A 13,328-nucleotide genomic window follows, 5' to 3' on the forward strand; every position below is an offset into this window, starting at 1 on the left:
ATCCTCCGGCTCCAGGCGTCGAAGTACAATGAGGAAGGTCGGCCTTCTGCAACCGGGAGAGTTGACGTCATGCCCTCAGATGCCGCGTTCGATACTATTGTCGAGAAGTACAAAGACAGAATCATGAACCTTGCGTTTCGCATGCTCGGGAGCAGATCAGAGGCGGAGGACGCTGCTCAGGAGACCTTCATCCGGGCATTTCGTGCTTATTCCCGTTTTCGAGGCGAGAGTTCGACTTACACGTGGCTGTACCGGATCGCCACGAATCTGTGTCTCGACACTATCAGGGCTCGAAACCGTGCCCCCCAGTCCGAGTCCCTTGATGCGCTGGGGGATCCCGCCAGGGGCGCTGACGACTCCGGTGGATCCCCCGAGGAGTCGTTGAACAGGCGCGAACTGGCCAGAGCGATCAGGATCGCGCTCGGGGAGCTGTCCCCCGCCCACCGGGCGGCGGTTGTCCTTCACGATGTTGAGGGCCTCAGGTATCACGAGGTGGCCAGGGTACTCGGGTGCTCGGTGGGCACTGTGAAATCGAGGCTGTTCTACGGGCGGAGGCGGCTCCGCGAGATACTGGCCGAATTCCTACCCGGTGGAGGTGATTTAGGTGGCGGCTGGAACATGCCCCGACCCGACTGAGATCAGCTCACTTGTAGACGGGGAGCTTGGGCGGCGACGTGCGGCGGAGATCGAAGACCATTTGGCATCGTGCGATACATGTCGCAGGGCTGCAGCGGAGACACGCGCGGTCAAGGCCATACTTGCCCATGCCCCACGCATCGAGTGTTCGGAGGAGCTGAACCGCAGCCTTGCGCGGGCGCTCGAGTTGGCCCAACGGACCCGCACGACAGGATTCCTCGTACAGATGAGAAAGTGGGCATGGATGCGGGTTCCCATGGTCTACGCAGTCGGGATCTGCCTGGCTGTGATTGTGGTGTCCGCAGGAGCCAGCAAGCTTCGCCAGACGGGGCCCCAGGATGATCCGTTTACCCCCCTGGTCAGAGCCCACATCATATGCGAGTCAAGTCAGCGTGTGCGTCCACTGGAAGACGTGATGTGCCTGCCCATCAAATTCTGATGCTACAAGGCGGGGTGAGTTGCCGGCATGTTCCGTGCCTGTCTCACAGTCTTTCTCATCGCCATGGCCTGTGCGTCTTGTTCGGTTGCGGCTGGGGCTCAACCGGCGACCGGGGAAGTGGTCCGTCGCATCCTCAACGCCCGGGATACCATTCAGTTCTCCGGCGTGCAGGTGGTAGTGAGGCCTTCGGTTGCAGGTCTCGAGTCAGTGACAAGACGGGTTCACTATGGCGGATCCGGGATGTTTCGCATTGAGACTGTGTCGTCCGGTGGTGACGTCACTCACATAATGGTGGGCCGCACAGGGTCGTTCGAGCACTACGTCCCTGAACTCGGAATCGCATTTGTGGGGGATGGGTTTGAGGGAATCCTGCCAGTCATCGACGAACGCATCAGAGATCTGGTCAGTTCAGCCAGGGTGGATCCGCCCAAGTCCGGGTCGGTGCTAGGGCGTCCCGCGGTCGTCTTGTCCGGTGAGGACAGGTGGGGCAGGCGCGCCACTGTCTGGGTGGACGCGGACCACTGGGTAGTCCTCAGAGCAGAGCTCTCTCAGTCCGCGGGGAACGCAGACCTTCTGATGTTCTTCACCGAGGTCGATTTCGGGCCGCCTGATCCCTCCGTCTTCGGCGTGCCATACCCCCCGGATACCAAGGTGTTCCGTACAAGGGCTGATTTTCTCCTCACCCTTGACCTCGGAATAGCCGCGAGACGCCTGGGATTCGCCCCATTCTACCCAGCTTTTGTGCCCCCCGGACTTGCCTATGCCGGATCAGAGCTGATACAGGATGGCGGACTCCCGACCCTGCATACCAGGTATGCTGGAAAGGGAAAACTGATATCCCTCTTCCAAAGGGCGGTGTCAAGGCCAAGCCTTTCGCGCGCACCAGTCCGAATCAAGCGTCCGCTCCCGGAAGGTCTCCTGGGATATGAATGGCAGGTCGACGGGGTTGAGGTTATCATGCTTGTTCCGAAAGATTCCGACGAGAGCCAAGTGCAGGCCATGGGCAGATCACTCGTCCGGTTTTCACTGTGATCCCTGGCTTGAGCTGGGGCCAAAACTTGTACCCGCCTCAGAAGGAATTCCTCTGAAGCACAGCGAACAATTAGGCGTCTGAGAACGCTTCAGGGGAGAGTGATTTCTATGAGTTCCGTAAGGCGCGCGCTGGTACTCTCAATTGCGGCATTGCTCCTAGTCGCCCTGGCTAGCCCCGGTTTTGCTTCGAAACCACTCAAGGTGGCGATCGTCTTCGACATCGGCGGCCTCGGCGATCAGTCATTCAACGACTCAGCCTACGAGGGTCTTAAGAGGGTTCAAAAGGAACTCGGTGCGGAGATAGCCTACGTCGAGTCCCGCACGCCGTCCGACTACGAGCCCAACCTCGCCATGATGGCCCGGAGTGGCTATGACATGGTCTGGGCGATTGGGTTCCTGATGGCGGACGCATTGGAGAAAGTTGCGCCCCAGTTCCCCAACACCAAGTTCGGAATCATCGATTTCGCGTATGACGATGCGAAGTACGCCGGACCCCTCAAGAACGTCATGGGCGTGGTCTACAAGGAAGAGGAAGGGTCATTCCTCGTCGGCGTAATTGCCGCCATGACCACCAAGACCAACAGAGTCGGCTTCCTCGGCGGGATGCAGTTCCCGTTGATCGAGAAGTTCGAGGCTGGGTTCAAGGCCGGTGTCTGGAAGGTCAATCCGTCCATCACCATCCTCACCAACTATGCCGGTTCGTTCAACGACCCGGCAAAGGGCAAGACCATCGCCCTGTCGATGTTCCGCCAGAGGTGTGACGTGATCTATCACGCCTCGGGTGGCACAGGGATCGGAATGATCGAGGCTGCCAAAGAAAACGGCTTCTGGGCGATCGGAGTCGACTCCGACCAATACCATCTCGCACCCAAGCAGGTCCTCACGAGCATGATCAAGCGGGTGGACGTTGGTGTGTTCGAAGGCACCAAACTGATGGCTGAGGGCAAGTTCAAGGCCGGAACCACGGTTCTCGGTCTCGCGGCCGACGGTGTCGGCTTTGCCCCTACAACCTCGAAGTACGCGTCGCCTGCCGCGATCGCCGCCGCTGAAGAGTGGGCATCGAAGATCAAGAAGGGCGAGTATGTCGTGCCTGAGCTTCCCGCAGAGGCGGCGAAGCTTGCCAAGTGACCAGTCTTCATTGAGGAGTCGAACTCACGGGCTGGGTGGCCGGTGCCCAGTGGCGTCGGCACCCAGCCTTTTGTGGAGGGATGTGAATGTCAGAGCCCCACGATTCCCCGGTCCTAGCCATGGTCGGAATCACCAAGCAGTTCCCCGGGGTTCTGGCCAACGACAACGTCAGCCTCTCTCTCGAACGGGGCGAGATTCACGCTCTGCTCGGGGAGAATGGAGCGGGCAAGACCACTCTAATGAAGATTCTCTACGGCCTCTATCAGGCCGATTCTGGCACCATCATGATCCGGGGCCGCGAGGTGAGCATCAGAGAGCCCAACGACGCGCTGCGGCTCGGGATCGGAATGGTCCATCAGCATTTCATGTTGATCCCTCCCTTCACTGTGGCCGAAAACCTGGTTCTCGGAGCGGAGCCGAGAACCCGCGGTTTCCTGCTGGATCGGCGGGAAGCCGACCGGCGAGTGCGCGAGATCTCCGAAAGATACGGCTTGTCCATCGATGCGAAAGCCAAGATCATGAACATCTCCGTTGGGATGCAACAGAGGGTCGAGATCCTCAAGGCGCTCTTGCGCGGTGCGGACATCCTGGTCCTCGACGAACCCACTGCAGTCCTTACCCCGCAGGAGGTGCATGAGCTGTTCGAGATCATGCGGAACCTCAAGGCCGTGGGCAAGTCCATCATATTCATAACCCACAAGCTCAAAGAAGTTATGCAGATCTCGGATCGCGTGACAGTGATACGACGAGGCCGAGTCGTCGGCACCAGGCAGACTGCGGAGACCGACACGAGGGAGCTCGCCAATATGATGGTCGGTCGGGATGTGGAGTTGGTGGTGACCAAAGGCCCAGCGAAGCCGGGGGCCGAGATACTCAGGGTCGAGGACGTGCACGCCCTGAGCAGCCGGCACCTGCCCGCTGTGCGAGGGGTCTCACTGTCAGTGAGAGCAGGTGAGATCCTCGGCATCGCCGGTGTCGACGGCAACGGGCAGTCGGAGTTGGTGGAGGTCATAACGGGCATGCGCCGCGCGGTCTCGGGGCACGTATCAATCAAGGGCCGGGAGGTCACAAACCTCCCCCCGAGGAAGGTCTTCGAGTCCAAGGCAGTGCACATCCCCGAGGACAGACATCGTCACGGTCTCATACTTGATTTCACAGTTGCTGAGAACCTTGTGTTGCAGACCTACTATAAGCCACCTTTCAGCCGGGGCCTGGGCCTTTCGTGGGATGCGATCAAGTCGGAGGCGCGCAGGTTGATTGCAGAGTTCGACGTGCGGACTCCAGATGAAGACGTGCTGGCCAAGTCACTGTCAGGCGGAAACCAGCAGAAGGTGATCGTCGCCCGTGAACTCTCGCGGGATCCGGAGCTCATCATCGCTGCTCAGCCTACCCGCGGTCTCGATGTCGGGGCAATAGAGTTCGTCCACAGGCGGCTGGTGGAAGCGAGAGACGCAGGGAAGGCCGTGCTCCTGGTATCCCTGGAGCTCGATGAGATCCTCGCGCTCGCGGACAGGATTGCCGTCATGTACGAGGGCGAGATCGTCGGGGTAATGGATGCCAAGGACGCCACGGAGGAGCAAATCGGCCTCATGATGGCCGGTGCTCTGGTACATGGCCAGGCTCAGGTGGCGGGGAGGTGAGGTCCGTGGAGCGAGCGAAACGTTCAGTTCTCTCGGAGTTCGCGGTCCCCGCCGCGGCGGTCGGAGTCGGGCTGGTGCTGGGGGCCGTGCTGATGTTGCTGACCGGGGCAAGTCCCTTGCGAGGTTATGGGGCGCTTCTGCAGGGGTCTTTCGGTTCGCCCGTGAATGTGTCCGAGACCATAGTTTACATCACCCCTCTGATCTTTACCGGACTGTCCATGGCGGTTGCCTTCCGGTGCGGGTTGTTCAACATCGGCGCCGAGGGGCAGTTCATAGTGGGCATGGTCGCAGCCGCCGTAGCTGGGTGCTCTATACGCGGGCTGCCGTGGATACTGCACATGCCCATCTCCGTCCTGGCGGGCGCGGCAGCGGGGGCCTTGTGGGCGTCTGTTCCAGGGTTCCTCAAGGCCAGATTCGGTGTTCACGAGGTCGTGAACACCATCATGATGAACTACATTGCTCTCTATTTGTCACACTACCTGGTGAACGGCCCGATCAAAGACCCCGCCGTAACCTCCCCGTACAGCCGTGAGGTCCTCGCATCCGCTCGCCTCATCCGGTTCATGGGAGAGGGTGGGGCGTTCCGGGTGAACATGGGGACCCTCATCGCCATAGGCGCGGCATTTCTTGTGTATTACATCCTGTGGAAGACGACTGTCGGGTACGAGATCCGCGCGGTCGGCCATAACCCCGACGCGGCGAGGTATGCCGGGATAAGCGTGGCCAAGAACATCATCACCGCGATGGCGATCTCCGGGGCCCTGGCAGGCCTCGCAGGCAGCGTGCAGGTGCTTGGAATCCAGTACAGGTTCCTGGACCTCTTCGCCTTTGAAGGGTACGGGTTCGACGGGATAGCCGTATCACTCGTCGGAAAGAATCACCCGTTCGGAATCCTCGCCTCTGCATCCCTCTTCGGAGTGCTGGCGAGGGGAGCCCAAACCATGCAGGGCATGGCGCGGGTGCCGAAGGAAACCGTCGGGATTATCCAGGCCGCCGTGATATTCTTTGTGGCTGCGGAAGGGCTCATCGAAGGGTGGCTGCCCGGCCGGAGGCTTCTTGGGTCCATCCTTCCGAGAAAGGAGGGGAAGTCGGATGGCGCTCGATCTCGAAATGCTTAAGTGGATCGTGATCGACCTCATGGCATCCACGATCTATCTGGCGTCCCCTCTGGTGCTGGCCTCAGTGGGCGGGGTGTTCAGTGAGAGGTCCGGGGTGGTCAACATCGGCCTCGAAGGAATGATGCTGATCGGGGCGTTTGCAGGTGTCCTCTTCTCATGGCTGACAGGGAATGCCTGGGTGGGGTTCTTCATGGCGGCAGTGGCCGGAGCCCTCGTCGCGAGCATACATGCTCTTGTCTCCATCAAGTACCGCGCGAACCAGGTGGTTTCGGGCGTGGCTATCAACCTGTTGGCCATGTCCCTCACAGGTTTTCTGCTCCGGGCCATCTTCAACCGGGCAGGGCAGACCGAGAGTGTTACCAAGCTCGCGAACTGGTCGATTCCGGTAGTCCGGGATATCCCGGTTATTGGGGACATAATCGGGGTCAATACTCCACCTGTGTATATAGCTGTTGTGGTGGTCGTAGTCGCTCAGATCGTCCTGTTCAGGACTCCGCTGGGCCTTCGGATACGTGCGTGCGGAGAACACCCGGAAGCCGCAGACACGGTCGGGGTCAACGTCGCCGGCATCAGATACCTCTGCGTGATCATGAGTGGCATCCTAGCTGGAATGGGCGGTGTCACCCTTTCTCTAGGGCAGTTGTCGCTATTCCGCGAAGGAATGACTGCTGGGCGCGGCTTCATAGCCCTGGCTGCCATGATTTTCGGGAAGTGGACGCCTGTGGGATCTCTCTTGGCCGCGCTTCTCTTCGGGTTCGCCGACGCGTTCCAGCTCCTCGCACAGACCTGGGGCCTCTTTGCCATCCCACAGGACTTCCTGCTCATGGTGCCTTACATCCTGACCATGGCTGCCCTCGCCGGCATCATCGGGAGATCCATGGGTCCTGCGGCAAGCGGGAAGCCATACGTCAGGCGGGGAGGGGTGTAGGGCACACCGCGTGGGTGACGTGCCTCTTGAGTACCGAAGAAGCGGCTCCTCCTGGGGGCCGCTTTCAACATCGCGGAGGAATCGCCGCGGTTTGGTGGAATGAATAGTGATAGAATGAGCGCAACCGTGGATATCAGAGACATGTCCGTCGATGAGTGCCGGAGCTTCTTTGTCTCACTCGGGGAGCCGCCCTACCGGGCGAACCAGGTTCTCGAGTGGGTTTACCACGCCCTTGCCTCCTCCTATCAGGAGATGACGAGTATCCCTACCTACCTGCGCCGGCGACTCTCGGAGATCGCCCCCCTGGAAGGCGCTCGTGTGCTCGCACGTAAGAAGGCACGGGAGGGGACGGTCAAGCTTCTTGTGGGGTTCGCGGACGGGAATGCTGTGGAGACAGTTCTCATGCCCCACGACTACGGATTGAGCCTGTGCGTCTCCTCGCAAGTGGGATGCCAGATGGGATGCGTTTTTTGTGCCTCCGGGCTTTCGGGGTTTGTGCGCAACCTCTCATGCGGCGAGATGATCGCCCAGCTGATCGCGGGGTCCAGGGAGGCGGGGGCCGGAAGGCGGGTCAACTCGGTGGTGCTCATGGGCACTGGGGAGCCCCTCGCCAACTACGAGCAGGTGCTCAAGTTCATCAGGTTGATCAACTGGAATCGTGGGTTTGGGGTGGGATACAGGCACATCACCCTCTCTACCTGTGGCCTTGTCCCGGGCATAGAGAGGCTCGCCGGCGAAGGCCTGCCCATAACACTCTCGGTCTCGCTCCACGCTCCGGACGATGAGACCAGGTCGGCCATAATGAAGGTCAGCCAGGTATGGGGTGTCTCGGATGTGGTCCGAGCATGCGTGGACTATGCTGAGCGGACCGGGAGGAGAGTGACGTATGAGTACTCTCTCATAGCAGGGGTCAATGATTCGCTCGCTCACGCTGACCGCCTCGCACACCTCATCAAGGGCACTCTCTGCCATGTGAACCTGATACCGCTGAACCCTGTTCCAGAAACCGGATTCGCCCGGTCCCCGCGGCAGGTTGTGGCGGATTTCTCAAAGATACTCACAGAGGCAGGCATCGAAGTCACCATCAGGCGGGAAATGGGAACAGACATCGACGCGGCGTGCGGGCAGCTCAGACGCAGAGAACTCGCGCGCGGAAAGGCCGGGAGGCGGTGACGCAATGGCTGTCCGTATCGGCATAGTGGCTCTCAGGCTCCTCTCGGTCGCTGCGCTCTACTGGTTCCTCTACCAAGTCCTCAGGGCCATCGTCCTGGATGTGTCGTCAAGGGATGCCGGGTCAGCAAACGACGCTTCTCAGTGCTATAATCGAACCCGGGAGAGGTGAAGGCCATGATCGTAGGGTGGGCTACTGATGTGGGGCTTGTGCGCGACCACAACGAGGATGCGTGCTTCGCAGGCGACGGCTGCCTCGTCGTGGCCGACGGGATGGGCGGCCACAGGGCGGGGGAAGTCGCTGCAGAACTCGCGGTCAGGTCCGTGGCCAGCGCCTATCAGTCTAACCCAGGTTCGGCTGACGTACGGGAGTGCATCTTGCAGGCAAATCTCGAAGTGATGGGTCTCGCGGCCACGTCCCCTGCCTTGCAGGGCATGGGCACCACTCTCACAGTGGCGTTCATCCGTGGTCCATCTCTTGTCGTGGGGCACGTGGGGGATTCCCGGGCCTACGTGATTCGCGATGGTTCCATTACCCAGCTCACCCGGGATCATTCTGTCGTGGGCGAACTCCTGCGATGCGGGGCGCTCACTGAGAATGAAGCGAAGATCCATCCCCAGAGGCATGCCATTACCCGGGCGCTCGGCTTCACCGAGGACCTCGATGTGGACACCGCAAGCTTCGATCTGGTAGGCGGGGATGTGGTGGTGCTGTGCACGGATGGTCTCCACAACCTTGTAGAGCCGGACGAGATAGCCGGTTCGCTGGCGCCCGACCGGCACCCGCAGTCTGCATGTGCATCTCTTGTGGAGCTTGCACGCTCGAGGGGTGGATACGACAACGTCACCGTCGTGGCTGCCAGGGTTGACCAGGCTGACCTGCTCGAGGTGAAAAGCATGGTCCACATGGCTGGCGACCTCCCAGGGATAGAAGCCTGCGGGGACTTGGGGATCGAATGAGGTCTTATTGGAGTGGCCGGGAGACCGAACGGTGCCTCCTGGGGATCGTGATGGCCATCGCCATCCTGAACGGCTCCTCCCTTGCGCTGGCGAGGCGGGGAACAGTCTTCGGGGCGGAAGTAGCAGTGGCCTTCACTGCGGTGGTCGCTTTCACTCTCGCGCACCTGTCACTCGGGCTGTCTAAATGCCGTGCGGACCAGGTTCTCCTGCCTCTTGCTGGGGCCGCGGCCGTCACAGGGCTTATGGTTGTTGTTCGCCTCAGGCCGGATCTCGGCCTGAGGCAGGTGGGCTTCATGTGGGCCGGGTGCGCGGCGATGGTTCTTGCTGCGGTCTGGTACCCACGATTGGTAACACAACACCGGGCTGAACTGGCATCCTGGACATCCCTGGCGCTGCTCGCGGCCACTTTGATCTTAGGGGCGGAGCGAGGCGGGGCACGCTCCTGGCTTGTCCTGGGTGGCCTCGGGTTCCAGCCTTCGGAGTTCGCGAAAGTCGCCGCAGTGTCGGTAGGGGCGCATGCGCTATCGGGGCTTCCAAGTGCGGACCCCCGGGAAGTCCGGCGGAGCCCCATCCGGGAGGTGTGGAGCTCCGCGAACGTGCGCAGGATGGCCTACGCCTGGGGCGGAATGCTGGCCCTCATCGCTGCGCAGCGCGATGTCGGAACTGCGGCGGTCATCTACGTTGCGTGCCTAGCAATGGTCTACGCAGCCACAGGCAACCGGTGGCTGGTTGGAGGTATGACGTTCGTGGGAGTGACGGGCGTCATCCTAGCTTGGGTGGCCTTCGGGCACGTTCGCGCGAGGTTCGGGTCGTGGCTCAATCCGTGGGCTGACCCTTCAGGTTCCGGGTACCAGGTTCTGCAGGCTCTCTTCTCACTTGCGGGCGGGGGGATCCTCGGGCGGGGCCTGGGCATGGGCGAACCCGGCCTGATTCCGGCGGCTGTCACTGACATGACCTTCGCGGCGGCGGCAGAGGAACTGGGCCTGGTTGGCTCGGCCGGGTTCATATCCATCTATGCGCTTCTTGTCAGCCGGGGGCTTTCCATAGCGATGCGCTCGGGCTCGCGGGTCCTTGCCCTTGCCTCAGTAGGGGCTGCGACACTCATAGGAAGTCAGACGTTCATTATTGTAGGCGGCAATCTAGGGCTTCTGCCGCTCACGGGAGTGACACTCCCGCTGGTGAGCTACGGTGGGAGTTCCATGATCACCACAATGCTTCTCCTCGGGATCATCCTGGCGGCGAGCGCCCGGAGGCCACAGAACTGGCCGGGCGGATGGGAGGCACACGGCGGAGCCGGGGGTGGGGGCCAGTGAACCGGCGCATTGCCAGGCTGACACTGGGCTGGCTTCTGGGTTGTGCGGTGCTGGCACTCGGGACCACGTACTACCAAGCCGTCGTGTCGGAAAGGCTGGCGGGACACACCCTCAACCCGAGGCTTGCCAGGGTGGAGGCCAGGGTGAGGAGGGGTGACATCCTGGACCGCAACGGCAAGACAATCGCCCGGTCTGCTGGGCCAGGCGTGGGGAACCGGGAGTACGTTGGCCCGCAGTCCCTCGCCCCTCTCGTCGGCTACTCCCACCCCAGGTTCGGAAAATCGGGCCTGGAGGCCGCATACGATTCATGGCTGCTTGGCACGCTTGGGAACCCCACTCGCTCCGGGTTGGCTGCGACGCTGGTGGGTCAGGGAGGGGAAGGGAACACCATTCGCCTCACAATTGACCTGGACGTGCAGGAGGCGTGCGAGAGAGCGCTGTCCGGTCGGAGGGGCGCCGCAGTGGCACTCGATGCCACCACCGGTGAGGTGCTGGCGGCAGCGAGCAGCCCGGGGTTTGACCCCGGTAACCTGGACAGCACATGGGAGTGGGTGTCAACGAGGGCAGACAGCCCGCTGCTCTCGAGAGTGACCCGGGGCCTATACCCACCTGGTTCAACGATCAAGATAGCGGTGGCCGCGGTGGCCGCGGACACCGGTGCGGTGAGGCGCGGGGAGTGGTTCGAGTGTGACGGGCAGATCCGGGCGGGTGGCACCATGATATCTGAGCCCTCCGGGGCTCACGGGTTCGTGGACCTGACAACGTCCATCGCAGTCTCCTGCAACACCACTTTTGTCAAACTGGCCCTGCGGATGGGGCAGAAACTTCTTCAAGGTCTCGACCGTTTCTTCCTCTCCAGCCCAGTGCCGTTCGATGTTTCGACGGCCGCGGGCAGCCTCAAACCAGACGCGGAGGCGTCCGGGGATCTCTTGGGGCAGCTCGCCATCGGGCAAGGGGATCTTGTGGTGACCCCGCTGCATATGGCGGTCATCGCGGCAGCTGTGGCCAACGATGGGGTGATGATGAGACCCCGTCTTGTGACGGAGATACTCAGGCCGGACGGGGCGGCTATCGTCAGAACCGTTCCCCGGTCCCTTGGGATTCCGATGAGCATTTCCGCTGCGCGCGCCGTCGGCGACGGCATGCTCGCTGCGGTCAGCAGAGGAACTGCTCGAGCGGCCGCAGTCTCCGGGTTCGAGATTGCTGGGAAAACAGGCACGGCGCAGAACCCCCACGGGCCCCCCCACGCATGGTTTACGGGGTACGGGGCGTCAGGGGGAAAGCGCGTCGCGGTGGCAGTGGTGCTCGAAAACGCCGGCCCCGGTGGAACCTATGCGGCTCCGGCCGGAGCGGCGATCTTGAGAGAGGCTCTAGGAGGGAGGTGAGCAAGTGACCGGAGGTCTTCTCGGACGCCGTTACTATCTTCTGGAAACCGTGGGCGAGGGCGGCATGGCCATCGTGTACCGTGCCCGCGACACCCTTCTCAATAGGATCGTGGCAGTGAAGGTGCTCAGAGCCCAGTACGCCTCGGATGAGGAGTTCCGTGAGAGGTTCCGGCGAGAGGCGCAGAGTGCTGCAGGTCTGTCTCATCCGAGCATTGTGAATGTGTATGATGTGGGAGAGGACGAAGGCTCCAACTACATCGTCATGGAATGGGTGCGCGGCGAGACGCTCTACGACGTCATCCGGCGAGAGGGGGCGCTTCCCGTCGACCGGGCGGTGGGGTATGGGCTGCAGATACTGGATGCTCTGGAGCACGCTCACCAGAACGGCATCATTCACAGAGATGTGAAACCCCACAACATCCTGGTGACGGCAGATGGCCGGGTGAAGGTTGCGGATTTCGGAATCGCCCATGCGGTTTCTGCCACCGGCCTGACCGAGGCCGGGACAGTACTGGGTACGGTGAACTACACCTCACCCGAGCAGGCGCGCGGCGAGGCCGCAACGGCCGCGTCTGACCTCTACTCCCTAGGGGTGGTCATGTATGAGATGCTTACAGGAAGGCTGCCTTTCCAGGGTGATACAGCAGTGGCCGTGGCCCTCAAGCACATACATGAGCGCCCCGTTCCGCCAGGGGCGATCAACCCCGCAGTGCCAAAGCAGCTCGAGCGGGCAGTGCTGCGCGCACTCGACAAGAACCCAAGGAACAGGTGGGCCAGTGCGCGTGCGTTCAAGTTCGCACTTCTCAGGGCAGGCACTGTGGGTGATGGGAACAGCAGGCTGCGCGATGAGAAGCCGTCCCTCGAAGGGCGCACTGGAGAGGGACCCGATGACCTGAATATCACAAGACCTTTCGGCAGCGCGGGGGAGGCAACGAACTTGAAACCTCAGAATCCCGCCGGCGCGAAGTCAGGCAGGCAGGTGCGAGTTCTGGCCGCGGTCGTGGTGGCCCTGGTGCTCATCTCGGCGACCTTGGCCTTCGCCCTTCGGGCCTTCCAGGACTGGATCAACGTAGAAGAAGTGACCGTGCCGGACATCGTGGGCAGGACTCTGCCTGAGGCTGAGAGCCTAATGAGGCAGAACCACCTCAGACTGGATTCGTCTGTGAAGCGTTATGATGACCTGGTAGAGTACAACCGAGTCATAGAACAGGACCCCCCTGCGGGGACGAAACGGAAGATCAACTCCACGGTGCGTGCGGTGATTAGCCTCGGGCGTGAGATGGTCACAGTTCCGGACCTGTTCAACGATACTCTACGAGAGGGCCAGCTAGAACTGGAACGGGCACAACTGGTCTTTGGCGAGCAGGATACCGGGTTCCACCAGGACGTTGCGGCCGGGCGAGTCATATCCCAGGTGCCCGAGGCCGGAACCTACGTGCCCAAAGGCACGCGGGTGGATGTTACGGTCTCCTCCGGGCCTCCTCCTCCGCCCAGTGAGGTGCCTCTCGTGATCGGACTCAGTCTCGAGAGAGCCAGAGAACGCCTGGCGGAAGCGGGTTTCACTGTAGGGGAGGTTACC

General features: G+C 61.7%; 13 protein-coding genes. All 13 read left to right on the forward strand.

Annotated features, from left to right (window positions below):
• Positions 1-69: 69 nt before the first annotated feature.
• Positions 70-636 (forward strand): sigma-70 family RNA polymerase sigma factor, encoded by a 567-nt coding sequence (locus NUW23_03805; GenBank protein ID MCR4425300.1) that lies wholly within the window; start codon positions 70-72, stop codon positions 634-636.
• Positions 605-1,075, forward strand: coding sequence for a zf-HC2 domain-containing protein (locus tag NUW23_03810; protein ID MCR4425301.1), 471 nt, complete (start codon positions 605-607; stop codon positions 1,073-1,075). Before NUW23_03805 ends, NUW23_03810 begins: the two co-directional genes overlap by 32 nt.
• A gap of 27 nt (positions 1,076-1,102) precedes the next feature.
• Positions 1,103-2,107: a hypothetical protein gene (locus NUW23_03815; GenBank protein MCR4425302.1), complete on the forward strand. Its 1,005-nt coding sequence runs from the start codon at positions 1,103-1,105 to the stop codon at positions 2,105-2,107.
• Between the two features lie 108 nt (positions 2,108-2,215).
• Complete coding sequence (locus NUW23_03820; GenBank protein ID MCR4425303.1) at positions 2,216-3,235, forward strand: BMP family ABC transporter substrate-binding protein; 1,020 nt, start codon at positions 2,216-2,218, stop codon at positions 3,233-3,235.
• A gap of 86 nt (positions 3,236-3,321) precedes the next feature.
• On the forward strand, positions 3,322-4,875 hold the full coding sequence (locus NUW23_03825) for an ABC transporter ATP-binding protein (protein MCR4425304.1): 1,554 nt from the start codon (positions 3,322-3,324) through the stop codon (positions 4,873-4,875).
• A gap of 5 nt (positions 4,876-4,880) precedes the next feature.
• Positions 4,881-5,993 carry an ABC transporter permease gene (locus tag NUW23_03830; protein ID MCR4425305.1) on the forward strand — a complete coding sequence of 371 codons (1,113 nt, stop codon included), beginning with the start codon at positions 4,881-4,883 and terminating at the stop codon, positions 5,991-5,993.
• Positions 5,986-6,921 carry an ABC transporter permease gene (locus tag NUW23_03835; GenBank protein MCR4425306.1) on the forward strand — a complete coding sequence of 312 codons (936 nt, stop codon included), beginning with the start codon at positions 5,986-5,988 and terminating at the stop codon, positions 6,919-6,921. The genes NUW23_03830 and NUW23_03835 overlap by 8 nt, the downstream gene beginning before the upstream one ends.
• Before the next feature lie 114 nt (positions 6,922-7,035).
• The gene (gene rlmN / locus NUW23_03840; GenBank protein ID MCR4425307.1) at positions 7,036-8,094 is read left to right on the forward strand and encodes a 23S rRNA (adenine(2503)-C(2))-methyltransferase RlmN; all 1,059 of its coding nucleotides are present in this window, start codon (positions 7,036-7,038) and stop codon (positions 8,092-8,094) included.
• A gap of 4 nt (positions 8,095-8,098) precedes the next feature.
• Positions 8,099-8,263, forward strand: a complete 165-nt coding sequence (locus tag NUW23_03845; GenBank protein ID MCR4425308.1) for a hypothetical protein — start codon at positions 8,099-8,101, stop codon at positions 8,261-8,263.
• Positions 8,264-8,268: 5 nt separating this feature from the next.
• The gene (locus NUW23_03850) at positions 8,269-9,051 is read left to right on the forward strand and encodes a Stp1/IreP family PP2C-type Ser/Thr phosphatase (protein ID MCR4425309.1); all 783 of its coding nucleotides are present in this window, start codon (positions 8,269-8,271) and stop codon (positions 9,049-9,051) included.
• Positions 9,048-10,364 (forward strand): FtsW/RodA/SpoVE family cell cycle protein, encoded by a 1,317-nt coding sequence (locus NUW23_03855; protein ID MCR4425310.1) that lies wholly within the window; start codon positions 9,048-9,050, stop codon positions 10,362-10,364. Before NUW23_03850 ends, NUW23_03855 begins: the two co-directional genes overlap by 4 nt.
• A complete protein-coding gene (locus tag NUW23_03860; protein MCR4425311.1) occupies positions 10,361-11,749 on the forward strand; it encodes a penicillin-binding protein 2 in 1,389 nt (462 codons plus the stop codon). The genes NUW23_03855 and NUW23_03860 overlap by 4 nt, the downstream gene beginning before the upstream one ends.
• 4 nt (positions 11,750-11,753) lie before the next feature.
• Positions 11,754-13,328, forward strand: a 1,575-nt coding sequence (gene pknB, locus NUW23_03865) for a Stk1 family PASTA domain-containing Ser/Thr kinase (GenBank protein MCR4425312.1), incomplete at its 3' end; no start/stop codon positions are given.

This window comes from Bacillota bacterium, from assembly GCA_024655925.1.
In the GTDB taxonomy this organism is placed as follows: Bacteria; Bacillota; DTU025; order DTU025; family JANLFS01; genus JANLFS01.